Raw genomic sequence first — 15,657 nt, 5'->3', positions numbered from 1 at the left:
ATGGAAACTCTGTCGTATCAAAGGTAAGTGAAGTCATGACTAAAACAAGCAAACCGAATACCGTTGCGCAGCCCGAAGAACGCCTCCTGACGGAAGAAGAAATTCGGGCCATGAGCGACGACGACTACATGAACCCGGCCCAGCTGGCGTTCTTCAAGAACCGCCTCCAGGAGCTCGAAAAGGAACTCCTCAAGAATGCTGGCGAGACGACCGAGCACCTGCGCGAGACCGTCCTCGTCCCCGATCCGGCCGACCGCGCCACCATCGAGGAAGAGCACGCGCTGGAACTGCGTACCCGCGACCGCGAACGCAAGCTGCTCAAGAAAGTGCAGCAGTCGCTGGCCTCGATCGACACCGGCGAATACGGCTGGTGCGAGGAAACGGGCGAACCGATCGGCATCCCGCGCCTGATCGCCCGTCCGACCGCCACGCTGTCGCTGGAAGCGCAGCAGCGCCGCGAACTGAAGCAGAAGCTGTACGGCGACTGATCGCCGCCACTCCCCACGAAAAAGCATGCGCCCGTCGCATGCTTTTTTGTTTTAAGGCCCGTGCACGTATATGCACGAGACATTTCCTATCGTCTACACTAGCGACACGCACGACCGCCGCGCGCGCGACACACGCGGCGATTGACGCAACGCAGGTGTGCGTGCCATGCAGCGCGCGTGGCCGTGCTACTGTTTCGACCGGTATCCCGGCCCTGCCGTGCGCGATGCCGACTGGATTTCCGCCGACGAGGAACATGTGGGTTTTTTCTCCTTCCTGAAGAAAAAGAACGATGCGCCCGCCGCGGCTCAGGCACCCGCTGTTGCGTCCGCTTCTGTGCCCGCTTCTGTGCCCGCTTCTGCGCACGCTGCCGCGCCCCCCCTCGCCGGACCGCCCTCGCGCATGGGCCTCGACAACGAGGCGGAGCGCGAGCGCCAGCGCGCGATCGCGCGTGCCACCGCCGCCAAGATCGACGAGATCGAGCTGGAAATGATCGCCGACATCTTCGACGACGAGACCTGGGCCGGCAAGCGCCGCGTGCCCGCCGCGGCGTCCGGCATCGCCATAGCCGCCCCGCCTTCCCTCGACACGGACCGTGCGCTGGGCGCCGAGGAATTGCCCGATGCGGCCGCCGTGCCGTCCAGCGCGCCGGCCGTGGAGGAAGCCGCCATCCTGTACGCCAACGACCAGCTCGGCGCCGCCTGCACGGTATTGCGCGCCAGCCTGGCCGAAGCGGGAAGCGAACGCCAGCCCTGGTGGATGCTATTCGACCTGTACCAGATCCTGGGCCAGGAAAGCGAATTCGACAGCGTCGCGATCGACTATGCGAGCCGCTTCGAGACCTCGCCGCCGGCCTGGACCCCGTTGTCTCCAGCGGGCACCGCGCCCGCGCGCCAGTTCGCCGGTGCGGTGCCGACCGCGGTCCTGTCCGGCAAGCTGGACGAATCGATCGAAGCGCAACTGGCGCGTGTCCTGGCGCCCTCGCCCAGTCCGCTGGTGCGCTTCGAGTTCCAGGCGGTCACCCATGCCACCCCGGCCGGCTGCGCCCTGCTGCTGTCCGCGCTGCAGGCGCTGCGCGCCGGCGAACGCGAGCTGGTGCTGGCAGGCGCCGACCAGCTCGCCACCCTGCTGCGCCCGATGCTGGCGATCGGCGAACGCACCGCCTCCGAAGCGCCCTGGCTGCTGTTGCTGGAACTGCTGCTGCTGGCCAACCGCGAAAAGGACTTCGAGGAAACGGCGATGGATTACTGCCTCACCTTCGAAGTCTCGCCGCCTTCGTTCGAGGCGCCGAAGCTGGCCGCCATCAGCCTGGGCGCCGGCCCGGGCCCGGCGGCCGACCGCTTCCTGCTGCCGGCCGCCATCCGCGGCGACGCCACGGCGCTCCTCGACGCCATCGCCGCGCATGCGGCCCGCTACCCGGCCCTGGTGCTGGATTGCTCGCGCCTGGCGCACATCGACTACGCGGCCGCGAACGCCCTGGCAGCCCAGCTGCGCGGCATGGCGGATCAAGGCCGCGACGTCGTGCTGCGCGACCTGAACCACGTCGTCGCCGTGCTGCTGCGCCTGCTGGGCGCGGGCGAGCTGGTGCGCCTGTACGCGCACAAGTACTGAGTCCAAACTCGTTCCAAAAAGCAAAAGTTGACGATCAACACGTCAATATCTTGCAATTTCATATGACATCCCCACTTGCGGTGAGCAGATCAACCACGAGGCAAATATGGAACAATTTCACGGCACGACGATCGTCAGCGTCCGGCGCGGCAACCAGGTAGCGCTCGGCGGCGATGGACAAGTCACCTTGGGTAACGTCGTCATGAAGGGTTCGGCGCGCAAGGTGCGCAAGCTGTACCAGAACAAGGTGCTGTGCGGCTTTGCCGGCGGCACGGCCGACGCCTTCACCCTGCTGGACCGCTTCGAAGCGAAACTGGAAAAACACCAGGGCAACCTGCTGCGCGCCTCGGTCGAGCTGGCCAAGGACTGGCGCACCGACCGCGTCCTGCGCCGCCTGGAAGCCATGCTGCTGGTGGCCGACCGCGAGAAGACCCTGATCATCACCGGCAACGGCGACGTGCTCGAACCGGAAGACGGCATCGGCGCGATCGGCTCGGGCGGCATCTATGCGCAGTCGGCCGCCAAGGCCCTGCAGGAAAACACGGACATGGCCCCGGCCGACGTCGTCAAGAAGGCGCTGACCATCGCCGGCGAACTGTGCATCTATACGAATATGTCGCACATCATCGAGACGCTCGACTGAGCGTCCGACAGGGATTACTGAAATGAATAAACTCATGAACATGACCCCGTCCGAAATCGTTTCGGAACTGGACAAGCACGTCGTCGGCCAGGGCAAGGCCAAGCGTGCGGTATCGATTGCCCTGCGTAACCGCTGGCGGCGCCAGCAGGTCGAGGAACCGCTGCGCCACGAGATCACGCCGAAGAACATCCTGATGATCGGCCCGACCGGCGTCGGCAAGACCGAAATCGCGCGCCGCCTGGCCAAGCTGGCCGACGCGCCCTTCATCAAGGTCGAGGCGACCAAGTTCACCGAGGTGGGCTATGTCGGCCGCGACGTCGACACCATCATCCGCGACCTGATCGACATCGGCATCAAGCAGACCCGCGCCAGCGAGATGGCGAAGATGCGCCAGCGCGCCGAGGACGCGGCGGAAGACCGCATCATCGACATCCTCGTGCCGCCGGCGCGCGACTTCGGCTTCAACGTCAGCAACGACGACGGCAAGGAAGGCGGCGACACCACCCGCCAGACCTTCCGCAAGCGCCTGCGCGAAGGCGCCCTCGACGACAAGGAAGTCGAGATCGAAGTTTCGGAAAGCGCGCCGCAGATGGAAATCATGGCGCCGCCGGGCATGGAAGAAATGACGGAGCAGATCAAGTCGATGTTCGCCGGCGTCGGCTCCGGACGCAAGAAACCGCGCAAGATGAAGGTCAAGGAGGCATTGAAGCTGCTCATCGACGAAGAGGCCGCCAAGCTCGTCAACGAGGACGAGATGAAGCAGAAGGCCATCGCCAACGTCGAGCAGAACGGCATCGTGTTCCTGGACGAGGTCGACAAGATCGCCACGCGCTCTGAACACGGCGGCGCCGACGTCTCGCGCGCCGGCGTGCAGCGCGACCTGCTGCCGCTGGTCGAGGGCACGACGGTGAACACGAAGTACGGCATGATCAAGACCGACCACATCCTGTTCATCGCCTCGGGCGCCTTCCACCTGTCCAAGCCGTCGGACCTGATCCCGGAGCTGCAGGGCCGCTTCCCGATCCGCGTCGAGCTGGAATCGCTGTCGATCGAGGATTTCAAGAGCATCCTGACCGCTACCCACGCCAGCCTGACCAAGCAGTACGAGGCGCTGCTGGCGACCGAGGGCGTCAAGCTGGAATTCGCCGCGGACGGCATCCATCGCCTGGCCGAGATCGCTTATTCGGTCAACGAGCGTACCGAGAACATCGGCGCGCGCCGCCTGTACACGGTGATGGAAAAGCTGCTCGAGGAAATTTCCTACTCGGCCAGCGACAAGTCGGGCCAGACCCTGACGATCGACGCCGGCTACGTCAACGAGCGCCTCGACGCGCTGGCCGTCAACGAAGACCTGTCGCGCTACGTGCTGTAACGCGACGCTGCACGGGCGCCCGCGAGGGCGCCTTTTTTTTTCGCATAGGAGCGGACATGGCAAACAAGGCATTGGCAACCCGGCAAAAGATGCGCCTGCGCGTCGAACCCACGCCGCCCCTCAAGCCGCGCAACCCGTTCGCCGGCTTCGCCAAGGCGCGCGCGGCCGGTTCGCACGACAAACCGGCGGCCAGCAAGCGGCTGGAAGAAAAGCGCGCGCTGAAGAAGCTGCCGCTGGTGGCCGAGGATGACTAAGAGCACCATGTGCCCACCGGATGTTCGCATCACCCCGCCAAGGCAGCGTCCGCTGTTGAACAACGCCCCGCTCTTCTGTACATTGGTTCCCATCGAGTAACTATCAACAGCGGAACCCATGAGCTCTCCCGACATGCTGCTGGACGTGCTGCGCGCGGAATTGCGCGCCGCCGGTATTACCTACAAGATGCTGGCCGACCGCATCGCCATGAGCGAATCGAGCATCAAGCGCATGTTCGGCCAGAAGGACATGACGCTGTCGCGCCTTGCGCAGATCTGCCAGGCCGCCGGCATCGCGCTGGAAGACGTGCTGCGGCGCGCCGCCGATGCCCGTCCCCAGGCCGATACCCTCACCCTGGTCCAGGAAAATGCGCTGGTGAACCACCCGCGCCTGCTGCTGGTGGCGATCTGCTGCCTGGGCAACTGGAACATGGAACAGATCGTCGAAACCTACCGCCTGACGGAAGCCGAGTGCATCGGCCTGCTGGTCGAACTCGACCGCCTGGGCGTCATCGAACTCAAGCCCCTGAACCGCTACCGGGTACGCGTGTCGAACGCCTTCCGCTGGCTGCCGGACGGTCCCGTGCAGCGCTTCTTCCGCGAACACGTCGTCAGCGATTATTTCCAGGGCCGTTTCGACGGTGCCGGCGAAACGCTGATGTGCCTGCCTGCGCGCCTGTCCCTCGCCTCGGCGGGCGAACTGGCCGAGAAAATCCATCAACTGGCGGGAGAACTGGCGCGATTGCACCGCAACGACCGGCGCCTGCCGGCGCAGGAGCGCGACGGCTTTACCTTGCTGGTGGGGTTCCGCTCGTGGGAATTCGCCGCTTTCACGGCGCTCAGGCGCTGAAGAGTGCGCTGAAGGATGCGCTGAAGGATGTCCTGAAACCGGCGCCGACATCGCGCCGGCAAGCGATCACTGCGTCTGCGGATTGGCCGTCGGTTGCTGCGCGGCCGGCATCTGCGGCGCGTTCTGGTTGCCGGCCGGCGCCTCGCGCGGGCCCACGTCGCCCGGCGGCACGAATTCCGGCACCGGCTGCTGCTGCTGTTGTTGCGACACGGCGCCCGGCGACATGGGCGGCTCCGGCACCAGGTTCGCGTTCGGCGCCGCTTGCGGAGCCGGGGTACCGGCCGGGGTCATGGCCTGCTGCTGCGGCGGCATCGGACGCGCGCCCTGCGCTCCCTGCGGCACATTCCCAGGCTGCATGCCCGGCACGCCCGTCAGCACGGCGCCCATCGGCGCGGCCGCCTTGGCATCGGCCGCCAGGTCGACGCGCTTCATCACGCCGCCATCGGACAGCATCACGTAGCGCGGATGGACTTCGGCCAGCGTAACGCCCGGAGAAACTTCCTTGCCTACCTTGAGCGCCTTCGGGGGCGCATTGTCGGCGACGAGGATGGCGACGCTCTCGCGGCCGGCCGCGACGATCCCCGTCAGCTGGTAATTGGTGGCGCTGGCGACGGCGACCTGGCCGCCGAACAGCGTGGCGGCGGCATCGATCGACGGCTCCGGCACGTTCGAGGCCGGCACGGCCGCGATCGGACGCTGCGGCGGCTGGTAAAGCTGCAGGATCCAGTAGGCGAGCGAGGCCGCCAGCAGGATCACGCCAATCAAACTCAACAGAAGAGGCAAACGCTTGTTCATCAATATCCTTGTCAGCGCACCAGCTGGTTAATTTCGATAATCGGCATCAGGACCGCCAGCACGATCAGGAGGACGACCAGGCCCATGGCCAGGATCAGCACCGGCTCCAGCAGGCCGGCGATGGTCAGTGCGCGCCGCTCGAAATCGGCCTGCTGCGCATTCGATGCCCGCTCCAGCATGGCGGGCAGTTCGCCGGTGATCTCGCCGGCGCGGATCATGTGCACCAGCATCGGCGGGAACAGTTTCTGCGCCGATAGGGCACGCGCCAGGCTCACGCCCTCGCGCACGCTGCCCGTCGCATCCTCGACCAGTTCGCGCATCGCCACGTTGGACAGCGTGTCGCGGCTCGTCTCCAGCGCGCGCAGGATCGGCACGCCGGAACCGGTGGTGATCGCCAGCGTGCTGGCGAAGCGCGTCGTGTTCAGGCTGCGCTCGAACTTGCCGTACACGGGCGCCGTCAGCAGCCAGGCATGCCAGCGCCGCTTGAGTACCGGGTTCTGCAAGGCGCGGCGCCACAGGAACCAGGCGGCGATGACGAGCAAGGCAACGTAGATCCCGTAGGCACGGGTGAAGTTCGACACGCCCAGCATCACCACGGTGAGGACGGGCAGTTTCTGCTTGGTGTTGGCGAACACCGAGACGATCTGCGGCACGACATAGGTGAGCAGGAAGATCACGATGGCGAACGCGACCACGGTGACGATGGCCGGATAGGTGAACGCCAGGCGCACGCGCTGCACGAGGGCGTTGCGGCGCTCGATGTAGTCGGCCAGGCGCGACAGCACGCGCGCCAGCTGGCCGATCTGTTCGCCGGAACCGACCAGCGCCCGGTAGATGTCGGTGAAGTCGCGCGGGTGGCGCGACAGCGCGCTGGAGAACGAGGTGCCGCCCATGACTTCCGAACGGATCGAAGCGACCAGGTCGCGCACGTAGGCGCGCTCGGCCTGTTCCAGCAAGGCCGTGAACGCCTGCTCCAGCGGCAGCCCCGCTTCCAGCAGGCTGGCCAGCTGGCGCGTGAACAGCGCCAGTTCGACCTGGGACAGGCGCTCGCCGAAGCCGCGCGCGCGCGCCGCACCACTTTCGTCCACCTGGGCCGAAATCGCTTCGACGTTCAGCGGCGTCAGCCCCTGCAGGCGCAGGTCGGCACGCGCCGCACGCGGGCTGTCGGCATTGAGCACGCCCTTGCGGGTGATGCCGCCCGTGTCGACGGCTTCGTAGCGGAAGGCTGGCATGGATCAGTCCGCCTTCGCCACGCGCAGCAGCTCGGCCTCGGTGGTGACGCCCTCGCGTACCCAGCGCTCGCCGTCCTGGCGCATCGTCTTCATGCCGGACTTGAGCGCCGTGTCGCGGATCTCCGCTTCCGACACCTGGTTGTGGATCTGGGCGCGGATCTCGTCGTTGGTTTCCAGCAGCTCGTAGATACCGACGCGGCCCTGGTAGCCCGTGTGACCGCAACGGTCGCAGCCGACGGCCACCCACTGGCCCGGCCCCTCCTCGCGCTTGCAGTAGGGACACAGCTTGCGCACGAGGCGCTGGGCCATCACGCCCAGCAGCGAGGACGACAGCAGGAACGGTTCGATGCCCATGTCGAGCAGGCGGGTGACGGCCGAGGCGGCGTCGTTCGTGTGCAGCGTGGCCAGCACCAGGTGGCCCGTCAGCGAGGCCTGGACGGCGATCTGCGCCGTTTCCAGGTCGCGGATCTCGCCGATCATGATCACGTCCGGGTCCTGGCGCAGGATCGCGCGCAGCGCCTTGGCGAAGGTCATGTCGATGCGCGCATTCACCTGCGTCTGGCCGATGCCCGGCAAATCGTATTCGATCGGGTCTTCCACCGTCATCACGTTGGTCGTGGTGGCGTTCAGGCGCGACAGGGCGGCGTACAGCGTGGTGGTCTTGCCGGAACCGGTGGGGCCCGTGACGAGCACGATGCCGTGCGGCTGGTTGATCAGCTTGTCGAACTGGGGCAGCAGCTCGTCGCTCATGCCCAGGTGCGACAGATCGAGGCGGCCCGCCTCCTTGTCGAGCAGACGCAGCACGGCGCGCTCGCCGTGGCCGGTCGGCAAGGTGGACACGCGCACGTCGACGGGCTTGCCGCCGATGCGCAGCGTGATGCGGCCGTCCTGCGGCAGGCGCTTCTCGGCGATGTCCAGCTGCGACATGATCTTGATACGCGAGATCAGCGAGGCGTGGATCGCCTTGCGCGGACGCACGATGTCGCGCAGCGCGCCGTCGATGCGGAAGCGCACGACGGACGTCTGCTCGAACGGTTCGATGTGGATGTCGGACGCCCCTTCGCGCAGCGATTGCGTGAGCAGCGCGTTGATCATCCGGATGACGGGGGCGTCGTCGGACGACTCCAGCAAGTCCTCGATGGCGGGCACGTCCTGCAGCAGCTTGGTGAGGTCGAGGTCGGCGTCGAACTCGTCGGCGACCTGGGAGGCGTCGCCGCCAGCCGACTGGTAGGCCGAGGCGATCGCCGCTTCCAGCTCGGCGCGCTCCATGCGGCGCAGGCTGATGCGCCCGAAGCGGCGCGAGACTTCCGCGATCGCGGCCGGCTTGGTCGCGTTCGAGACGAGTACCTCGACGGCTTGCGCCGGGTCGCCGTTGGAACGCGCCAGCACGCCGTAGTCGCGTGCGAATGCGTAAGGCAACAGGTTATTCATGATGTCGGATCAATCTGCTCATTGTTGCTGCACGGGTGCCGCGGGGCGGTACTCGGGCTGCGGTTGCACGGGGCGGAACTCGCCGACGCCCGTCTGCGGCTGGGCATTCGGCTGGGCCGGCTGGCGCGGTTGCGTCGTGCCGGGGCCGGTGGCGGCGCCCGGGCGCGCGCTGACGGGTGCCGGCGGCGGCATCGTCGCCATGCTGCCGCCCGCCGGCGGCTGGCCGCCCTGGTTCAGCGGCGGCAGCATCGGCGCGCCCAGGTTGCGCACCAGGATCGAGTCGTCGACCGGCTGGGCCTGGCTGCCGGCGGCGCGCATGTATTCGTAGCGGTCCATCGAGATGCTCGCGTTCTGCTCCTTGCTGCGCACGACGACCGGCCGCAGGAACACCATCAGGTTGCGTTTGGCGCGCGCGCGGGTGCGGTACTTGAACAGGTTGCCGATCACCGGGATGTCGCCCAGGCCGCGCACCTTTTCGTTGTTCTCGGACTCGTCGTCCGAGATCAGGCCGCCCAGCACGATGATCTGGCCGTCGTCGGCCAGCACGTTGCTCTCGATCGCGCGCACCGTCGTCACGATGCCCGAGGACGACGTGACGGAATTGTCGATGCCCGAGTTCTCGTGGTAGATGGCCAGCTTGATGGTACCGCCTTCCGAAATCTGCGGGCGCACCTTCAGCAGCAGGCCCACGTCCTTGCGGTCCACCGTCTGGAACGGGTTGTTGGCGCCGCTCGTGCCCGTCGTGAACGAGCCCGTCAGGATCGGGATGTTCTGGCCGACCTTGATCGTGGCCAGCTCATTGTCCAGCGTGATCATGTTCGGCGTGGACAGGATGTTGGCATTGCCGTCGTTCTCGAGGGCGCTGGCGACCGCGCCCAGGCCCAGCTGGCCGTTGATCTGGCGGAAGATGCCGATCGACAAGCCGTTCAGGGCCGGCAGCGTGGAGCCGCCCGTGCTCGTCGAGCTGCTCACGCCGGCCGCGGCGGCGGCCAGGTTGATGATGTTGTTGGTGCCGTTGTTGTTGAACGACTGCACGCCGCCGACGCGGTACTTGCTGCTGCTGTCGCCGGACAGGCCGATCCACTGGACGCCGAATTCGGACGCCTTGTTCGACGTGACCTCGACCACCAGCGCCTCGATGTACACCTGGGCGCGGCGCACGTCGAGCTGGTCGATGACGCCGCGCAGGTTGCGGTAGACGGCGTCCGGCGCCGTGATGATGAGGCTGTTGGTCGACGCGTCGGCCTGGATGAAGCCGGAGCCCTGGCCGCCGCCGGCGCCGTTGGACGTCGCCTGGCCCTGCTGGGCCGAAGTGCCGCCGGTGCCGCCCGCGCCGATGCTGCTCTGCTGGTTCGACCCGCCCAGCCCGCTGTTGTTGCCGCTGCCGCCCGCCGTGCCCGACTGGATCGAGCCGCCCGACGTGCCCTGCTGCTGCACGGGCACGGCCGAGGCGTCCTGCGACACTACGGCGCGCAGCGTCTGCGCGACCTTGCTGGCGTCCGCGTTCTTCAGGTAGACGACGTGGATATTGCCCAGTTCCGCCGTCGGCTGGTCGAGCTTGGCGATCAGGGACTTGGCCATGTTGGCGCGCGCCAGCGACGGCGCGCGCACGATCACGGAATTGGTGCGCGGATCGGCCAGCACGGTGACGCGGCCGGAATCGCCGCCCGGGCTCGGTTCCAGCAGGCGGGTGACGAGGGTCGCGACGTCGCTGGCGATGCCGTTGCGGATGGGGATCACGTCCAGGTCGCTGGTCGAGGGCGCGTCGAGCGCAGCGATGATCTTCGACAGGCGGCGCAGGTTGTCGGCATAGTCGGTAATCACCAGGCTGTTGTTGCCCGGGTCGGCCATGATCGAGTTGTTCGGCGAGATCAGGGGACGCAGCACGGCCGTCAGGTTGGCCGCCGACTCGTGCTGCAGGCGGTAGACCTGGGTCGCGACCTGGTCGCCCTTGGCGCGCGAACCGCCGCTGCCGACCTGGGTCGGCGAGGCCTGCAGCTTGGCTTCCGCTTCCGGCACCACCTTGGCGAAGCCGTCGCCGGTGACGACGGCATAGCCCTGCAGGCGCAGCGCGGAGGTCAGCAGGGCGAACGCCTGGGCCTTGGTCAGCGATTTTTCCGACACGAGGGTCAGCGTGCCCTTGACGCGCGGGTCGATGATGAAGGTCATGCCGGTGTAGTGGCCGACCGCCTTGATCACCGATTCCATGTCGGCGTTGACGAAATTCAGTGCGGCGCCATCCTGGGCGAACGCCGTCACCGGGGGAAGCGCCGTGCCGACCGCGCAGCACAGCATGACGCTGGCCGCGAGGCGGCGCATGGCAGGGAGGCGCACCGAGCGAGATGTGTCGACTGCGGACGGGACGACGGTGGTCTGGACGACTGCGTGGGTGTTTTTCATTATCTAAACTCGAGTGCGATTATGTTCTTGCCGTTCACCATTCGGCGCTGGCCCAGGAGGCCCAGCAGGTTGCCCAGCGTGTCTTCGTATCCTTCGGCGGCGGCGGCCTGGCCCGAGAAGCGCAGGCGGCCGTTCTGCAGCGCCCCGCTGCCCGACAGCAGCAGCGCGCCGCGCACGGTGCGCAGTGTCAGGTCGGCCTCCTGCCCGCGCCAGTCCATGGCCATCTCGTAGCTGCCCAGCGGCTTGATGGGACTCATGCGCGATCCCATGTCGTTCATGACCAGTACCGTGCGGCCGTTCACCGCGACCGCATTGCCCACGCGGGCGATGTCCAGCAGGTTCCAGGACAGGCGGATCGCGCCCGACGGCGCCAGCGTGTTCAGGGGAGCGCCCAGGCCGGCCAGGCCCTCGGCCGGCAGCAGCAGCTCGCCGGCGCTGACCTGCCACTGCGACCAGCTGCCGCTGACGCGCACCGGCTGCGCCAGCGCCTGGTCGTTGGCCAATTCCATGTTCACCTGCCCGAACAGCACCAGCGGCGACAGCCGCCAGGAAAACCGTCCCGGCAGCAGCGGCGTGACCGCCCCGCCTTCTCCCGGCGCGCCGCCCACGAAGGCTGAGCCGCGCCACAGCGTACCCTGCGCATCCCCCAGAGTCAAACGGCCGCCCGTCTGGCGTTCGACGATGGGGCCGAGCCAGGCGGCCGGCAGGAAGACCAGGACCGTGGCCGCCACCGCCAGCACGGCCAGCAGGATCCACGACAGCGCGCGCCTCATTGGGCGGTGCCGGTGTTCTGACGCAGCGTCAGGCTGGCGTCGACCTGGCCCGCGGCCGGCAGCGAGGTGATGGCCGCGTCCTGCACCTGCACCCGGTTGGCGCGGCGCTGCTCGTCCAGCCAGGTGGCCAGAGCGGCGAACGGCACGTCGTTGAACTGCAGCTTGATGAATTCCCCGGTGGCCGACAGCGATTGCGGCTTCAGGCCGCGTCCATTCAGGCTGGCGTCGATGGCCTCGCGCGACAGCGGCGCCACCTGCACGGCCGGCGCGCGCGCCAGCGCGTTCGCTTCCTGTGCCATGGCCTGCAGTTCGGCGGCCTGCTGGCGCAGTTGCGGCAAGGAGCGGTTCAGGCGCGCGCGGCCCTCGAGGGCCGGGTCGACCAGCAGCAGGTAGACGATCGCCAGCAGCACGACGGCGCCGCCGATCGCAAGGAGACGCCGTTCCTGCTCGGTGCGGGCGAGCCACTGCGTGGCGGCGCGCTCGCGGACCTGGGCGATGGTGGTGGCGATGCTCATTGCTTGGCTCCTGTGCTGCGGATGGTCCAGTTGCCCGGCGCGGCTTCCTCCAGGCTCAGGCGGCGCGTGGCCAGGGCCGTGCGCAGTTGCCCGACGAGGCCGGGATCGGCGGTCTCGGGTTTGACTTTGACGATGAGCGCGCGTTCACGGTACTCCATTGACGCAATGCCGGGTTGGCGTCCGCTGGCGCGCGCGGCTTCGCCGAACGCGGACGCCAGGTAGGTGAATTCGTCGGGCGAGGTCTCGCCCGTGTTGGCGCGGGCGCGCGCGATGTTCTGGCGCATCTGCAGCACCGGATCGAGGATCGCCGTCTCGCGCGGGTACACGGAGCGGAAGGTGGTATTCATCGACTGGCGCACGGTATCGGCTTCGCGGCGCAGGCGCAGCCAGTCCAAATTCAGGCCAACCAGGTTGATGGCGATGGCGAGCAGCGCCAGGCGGATCGGCCAGCGCCAGCGGCGCCAGTCGCGCGCCGGCACGCCGGCCGCGCCCAGGCCGGACACCAGGTCCAGCGCCGTGCTTTTCGAGCCGGCGATCCAGTGCGCCCAGTCGTCCGCCTCGATCGTGATGCCGGGTCCCGCTTCCTGGGCCAGCGCCGCGTATTCGCCGACCTCGCCGCGCGGCACGTACAGCGCCAGCGGGGCGTCGCCACTGAAGGCGCGCGCGGTCTGCAGCACGGCGGCCGGATTGGCGTCGAGCGCCAGGCCGAAGCCCTGGAACAGGCCCTGGCGCAGCGTCAGTTCGGCGCCGGAGACGGCGGCCGACACGCTGCCCGGCAGCAGCGGCAGGCACAATTGGGCCGGCACGGCGGCCACCGAGCGCGCGCCCTGCACCAGCAGGCTGCGCACGAGGCCTTCGAGCCAGTCGCGGTCGGCCACGGCGATGGGCCGGGTGCCGTCCGGCTGCTCGGGGGCGGCCACCAGCACGGCGTCGTCCGGGTCGCCCAGGATGTGTTCCTCGACCAGCGCCGGCAGCGCCGCCTTCAGGCGCGCGCCGGTCAGCGGCGGCGCCTGCACCGCCAGCAGGCTGACGTCGGCCGCGGCCAGGATCAGCACGACGCGGCGGCTGGCCCCGACCAGGTCGCCCAGGTTGCGCAGCGGGCCCTCGCCCTGCTGTTCGACGGCGCCGCCATCGCCGACCACGGCGAAGCGGCTCAGCGCATGCTCGCCTTCCGCGCGGGCGGGATGCCGGATGTAGAGAGTAGTCAAACTGTCTCGCTTTCTCGATCTTGTTCAGTATTGGCGGATCCACACGACGCGCGTGCCGCCCGGACCCACGCCGCCGCGCCGGATCAGCGATTCGGCGTCGAGCGCGGCGCGGTCCAGGCGGATGCGGCTGTTGACCAGGTACCAGTCGCTCTTGATCCCCAGCGAGTCAGGTGCCGTCACTGCCTTCCCGTTCGTTTCATTCATAAACTGGTCGATCGACAGGTAAGCCGCCTGCTTCCGCCTGACCGCCAGCGCATTCGCTTCGGACACCGACATTCCCGTCACCATCGCCGCCAGCACTTCGGGCGCGGCCGTGTTCACGTTCACCGTCGACTTCACCGGCAGCACGATGACGTACGGCCGCAGGCGCTCGACCATCGCCGGCGTGAAACCCGGTACCGACAGCAGGTCGTCGACTTCGACGAACGGCATCGGCGACCCTTGCACGCCGCTGACCTGCGTCCTGGTCTGCGGCTGATCGGTATTGTCGTCCACCGGCGCCCGCACCGATTGACCGGCTGCCACATACTGGGCTACGCGGCGCGCCAACCCGCTGTCCATCTGCAGGTTGGTCAGCAAGCGTCCGAATGCCCTCAACTGCCCTTCGTCCGGTTGCCGGTTTTCCGCCAGATTGGTCAGATTGTAGCGTGCGCATGCGTCCGTAATATTACCGGACAGGGTGGCGTCGTATCTTTCTCCCTCGACCCGCTGGCGTTCGACGTATTCGTCGAGCCGGGTCTCCGCCAGCGGCGTGGCCCAGGGCTGGTCGAGCGAGGTAAAGGGCAGGTTACTGCCCTGCAGGACCAGGATCGCCCAATCGAGGGCGCCGCGCTGGATCCACTTGGTCTGCAGCTGCAGGCGCTGGTTCTCCATCGTGCGCACCTGCACCTGCTGCTGCCAGAACAGGCTGGCCACGATGGACACGGCCAGCGTGGTCAGCAGGAGCGCGGTGACGACGGCGACGCCGCGCCGGCGCGTGGGCAGGGGCATGGGGCGACGGATTCTCATGGCACGAGGAGGAAGGATTTGAGCATCGGCACCTGCTGGCCCTGGACCTGGATCGCCACCTGCATCCCGGTCGGATCGCCCGTCTGCACGACGCCATTGTTCTGGAGCTGTTCGGGGATGGGATTGGACCGGCCGGGCGTCGCGCCGGCATTCGCGCTCGGGTCGATCCCGGCCTGGCGCCACGCATTATTGACCCAGGTCTCGATCTGCATCGATGCGACCTTTTCTTCCAGCGCCACGGTGCCGCTCGTGTCGCTGTCGCTGACGGCGGCCTGCCACAGCGCGTCGAGCTGCACGAGGTCGCGCGTGGGCTGCGACTCGCGCCGCACCAGCGTGCCATTGACGACGCGGTAGGACACCACCTGCAGCCGCGCCGGCTGGTTGTCGTTGAAGACCTGGCGTACCAGGGTGAAGCGGTCGCCGCCCACCTGCAGGAAGGCCCGGTTGCCGACCACGTCGCGGCTGGCGATGCGCTCCGTGTCGCTCTGCATCTGGGCGAAGGCGAGCTGCATGCCGCGCGTGGTTTCCATCTGGTCCGTGAGGGTCTGGCGCGCGCGGATGATGCCGTCCAGGCCGCGCCAGCCGAGCACGGCGACGATGGCCAGGATGCTGATCGCGACCAGCAGCTCGACGAGGGTGAACGCGCGCGCGCGCGACAGGCGGCCCATCCGCATGGTCATGCTCATGCCCCCAGCCGCGGACGCGGCACCAGTTGCACCAGCTTGACGATGCGCCGGTTCGGGTTCTCGATGTCGAACACGGACACCTCGACCCGGCGCAGCAGGGGATTCGGGCTGGCGAACACCTCTTCCTGGCATACCAGGCGCAGGTCGCCCTGCGGGCAGTCGAAGCCGCGCTTGCCGATCTCGGGGAATTCGTGGCCCAGGCGGATCTGCACGAGGCGGTTCTCGGCCGACCAGGTCGCCATCATGGCGTTGCGCAGGCCCGTGCTGTTGGCGCTCAGGCTGCCCACCGCGCGCAGGCCGGCGCCCAGCGCGGTGCCGACGATGACCAGCGCGACCAGCACTTCGAGCAGGGTGAAGCCGGCGTGGCGGTGGGGGGTGCGCATGCTCATTCGA

16 protein-coding genes are annotated in these 15,657 nt (G+C 67.9%); 6 read left to right on the top strand and 10 right to left on the bottom strand.

The features are described from left to right. The first annotated feature begins 35 nt into the window (after positions 1–35). The 6 genes from dksA to ACI1V7_RS17305 all read left to right on the top strand — a co-directional run bounded on the left by dksA (position 36) and on the right by ACI1V7_RS17305 (position 5,216). Entirely contained in the window at positions 36–488 is a 453-nt protein-coding gene (gene dksA / locus ACI1V7_RS17330) for an RNA polymerase-binding protein DksA (protein ID WP_314542715.1), read from the top strand. A gap of 400 nt (positions 489–888) precedes the next feature. After that, on the top strand, positions 889–2,097 hold the full coding sequence (locus ACI1V7_RS17325) for an STAS domain-containing protein (RefSeq protein WP_404533042.1): 1,209 nt from the start codon (positions 889–891) through the stop codon (positions 2,095–2,097). A 106-nt stretch (positions 2,098–2,203) separates the two neighbouring features. Continuing rightward, on the top strand, positions 2,204–2,740 hold the full coding sequence (gene hslV / locus ACI1V7_RS17320; RefSeq protein ID WP_290415257.1) for an ATP-dependent protease subunit HslV: 537 nt from the start codon (positions 2,204–2,206) through the stop codon (positions 2,738–2,740). A 34-nt stretch (positions 2,741–2,774) separates the two neighbouring features. After that, positions 2,775–4,112: an ATP-dependent protease ATPase subunit HslU gene (gene hslU, locus ACI1V7_RS17315; protein WP_404533430.1), complete on the top strand. Its 1,338-nt coding sequence runs from the start codon at positions 2,775–2,777 to the stop codon at positions 4,110–4,112. 56 nt (positions 4,113–4,168) lie between these two features. Then, entirely contained in the window at positions 4,169–4,366 is a 198-nt protein-coding gene (locus ACI1V7_RS17310) for a hypothetical protein (RefSeq protein ID WP_404533041.1), read from the top strand. A 118-nt stretch (positions 4,367–4,484) separates the two neighbouring features. Next, positions 4,485–5,216 (top strand): helix-turn-helix domain-containing protein, encoded by a 732-nt coding sequence (locus ACI1V7_RS17305; RefSeq protein ID WP_404533040.1) that lies wholly within the window; start codon positions 4,485–4,487, stop codon positions 5,214–5,216. Between the two features lie 66 nt (positions 5,217–5,282). Here ACI1V7_RS17305 and ACI1V7_RS17300 read toward each other — a convergent pair whose 3' ends face one another. The 10 genes from ACI1V7_RS17300 to gspI all read right to left on the bottom strand — a co-directional run bounded on the left by ACI1V7_RS17300 (position 5,283) and on the right by gspI (position 15,647). After that, positions 5,283–6,011 (bottom strand): type II secretion system protein N, encoded by a 729-nt coding sequence (locus ACI1V7_RS17300; RefSeq protein WP_404533039.1) that lies wholly within the window; start codon positions 6,009–6,011, stop codon positions 5,283–5,285. Positions 6,012–6,022: 11 nt separating this feature from the next. Then, positions 6,023–7,243, bottom strand: a complete 1,221-nt coding sequence (gene gspF / locus ACI1V7_RS17295) for a type II secretion system inner membrane protein GspF (RefSeq protein WP_404533038.1) — start codon at positions 7,241–7,243, stop codon at positions 6,023–6,025. A 3-nt stretch (positions 7,244–7,246) separates the two neighbouring features. Then, positions 7,247–8,674 carry a type II secretion system ATPase GspE gene (gene gspE / locus ACI1V7_RS17290; RefSeq protein ID WP_404533037.1) on the bottom strand — a complete coding sequence of 476 codons (1,428 nt, stop codon included), beginning with the start codon at positions 8,672–8,674 and terminating at the stop codon, positions 7,247–7,249. Between the two features lie 18 nt (positions 8,675–8,692). Beyond that, positions 8,693–10,993 carry a type II secretion system secretin GspD gene (gspD, locus tag ACI1V7_RS17285; protein ID WP_404533429.1) on the bottom strand — a complete coding sequence of 767 codons (2,301 nt, stop codon included), beginning with the start codon at positions 10,991–10,993 and terminating at the stop codon, positions 8,693–8,695. 80 nt (positions 10,994–11,073) lie between these two features. Beyond that, a complete protein-coding gene (gspN, locus tag ACI1V7_RS17280; protein WP_404533035.1) occupies positions 11,074–11,847 on the bottom strand; it encodes a type II secretion system protein N in 774 nt (257 codons plus the stop codon). Next, positions 11,844–12,362: a type II secretion system protein M gene (locus tag ACI1V7_RS17275; protein ID WP_404533034.1), complete on the bottom strand. Its 519-nt coding sequence runs from the start codon at positions 12,360–12,362 to the stop codon at positions 11,844–11,846. Before ACI1V7_RS17275 ends, gspN begins: the two co-directional genes overlap by 4 nt. Beyond that, positions 12,359–13,570, bottom strand: a complete 1,212-nt coding sequence (gene gspL, locus ACI1V7_RS17270) for a type II secretion system protein GspL (protein ID WP_404533033.1) — start codon at positions 13,568–13,570, stop codon at positions 12,359–12,361. The genes ACI1V7_RS17275 and gspL overlap by 4 nt, the downstream gene beginning before the upstream one ends. 24 nt (positions 13,571–13,594) lie before the next feature. Continuing rightward, positions 13,595–14,560, bottom strand: coding sequence for a type II secretion system minor pseudopilin GspK (gene gspK, locus ACI1V7_RS17265; protein ID WP_404533032.1), 966 nt, complete (start codon positions 14,558–14,560; stop codon positions 13,595–13,597). A gap of 14 nt (positions 14,561–14,574) precedes the next feature. Continuing rightward, positions 14,575–15,264 carry a PulJ/GspJ family protein gene (locus tag ACI1V7_RS17260; RefSeq protein ID WP_404533031.1) on the bottom strand — a complete coding sequence of 230 codons (690 nt, stop codon included), beginning with the start codon at positions 15,262–15,264 and terminating at the stop codon, positions 14,575–14,577. Then, positions 15,261–15,647, bottom strand: coding sequence for a type II secretion system minor pseudopilin GspI (gspI, locus tag ACI1V7_RS17255; protein WP_404533428.1), 387 nt, complete (start codon positions 15,645–15,647; stop codon positions 15,261–15,263). Before gspI ends, ACI1V7_RS17260 begins: the two co-directional genes overlap by 4 nt. Positions 15,648–15,657 lie beyond the last annotated feature (10 nt).

Source organism: Massilia paldalensis (assembly GCF_044901715.1).
In the GTDB taxonomy this organism is placed as follows: domain Bacteria; phylum Pseudomonadota; class Gammaproteobacteria; order Burkholderiales; family Burkholderiaceae_D; genus Telluria; species Telluria paldalensis.
Note: the sequence above shows the minus strand (reverse complement) of the source record. Positions and strands in the feature narration are given on the sequence as shown.

Coding starts and splice junctions, on each gene's coding strand:
- ACI1V7_RS17310 (WP_404533041.1), top strand. CDS start 4,169: ATGGCAAACAAGGCATTGGCAACCCGGCAAAAGATGCGCCTGCGCGTC.
- gspD (WP_404533429.1), bottom strand. CDS start 10,993: ATGCGCCGCCTCGCGGCCAGCGTCATGCTGTGCTGCGCGGTCGGCACG.
- ACI1V7_RS17260 (WP_404533031.1), bottom strand. CDS start 15,264: ATGAGCATGACCATGCGGATGGGCCGCCTGTCGCGCGCGCGCGCGTTC.
- ACI1V7_RS17300 (WP_404533039.1), bottom strand. CDS start 6,011: ATGAACAAGCGTTTGCCTCTTCTGTTGAGTTTGATTGGCGTGATCCTG.
- hslV (WP_290415257.1), top strand. CDS start 2,204: ATGGAACAATTTCACGGCACGACGATCGTCAGCGTCCGGCGCGGCAAC.
- ACI1V7_RS17325 (WP_404533042.1), top strand. CDS start 889: ATGGGCCTCGACAACGAGGCGGAGCGCGAGCGCCAGCGCGCGATCGCG.
- gspK (WP_404533032.1), bottom strand. CDS start 14,560: ATGCCCCTGCCCACGCGCCGGCGCGGCGTCGCCGTCGTCACCGCGCTC.
- gspE (WP_404533037.1), bottom strand. CDS start 8,674: ATGAATAACCTGTTGCCTTACGCATTCGCACGCGACTACGGCGTGCTG.
- ACI1V7_RS17275 (WP_404533034.1), bottom strand. CDS start 12,362: ATGAGCATCGCCACCACCATCGCCCAGGTCCGCGAGCGCGCCGCCACG.
- gspF (WP_404533038.1), bottom strand. CDS start 7,243: ATGCCAGCCTTCCGCTACGAAGCCGTCGACACGGGCGGCATCACCCGC.
- hslU (WP_404533430.1), top strand. CDS start 2,775: ATGAACATGACCCCGTCCGAAATCGTTTCGGAACTGGACAAGCACGTC.
- ACI1V7_RS17305 (WP_404533040.1), top strand. CDS start 4,485: ATGAGCTCTCCCGACATGCTGCTGGACGTGCTGCGCGCGGAATTGCGC.
- dksA (WP_314542715.1), top strand. CDS start 36: ATGACTAAAACAAGCAAACCGAATACCGTTGCGCAGCCCGAAGAACGC.
- gspI (WP_404533428.1), bottom strand. CDS start 15,647: ATGCGCACCCCCCACCGCCACGCCGGCTTCACCCTGCTCGAAGTGCTG.
- gspN (WP_404533035.1), bottom strand. CDS start 11,847: ATGAGGCGCGCGCTGTCGTGGATCCTGCTGGCCGTGCTGGCGGTGGCG.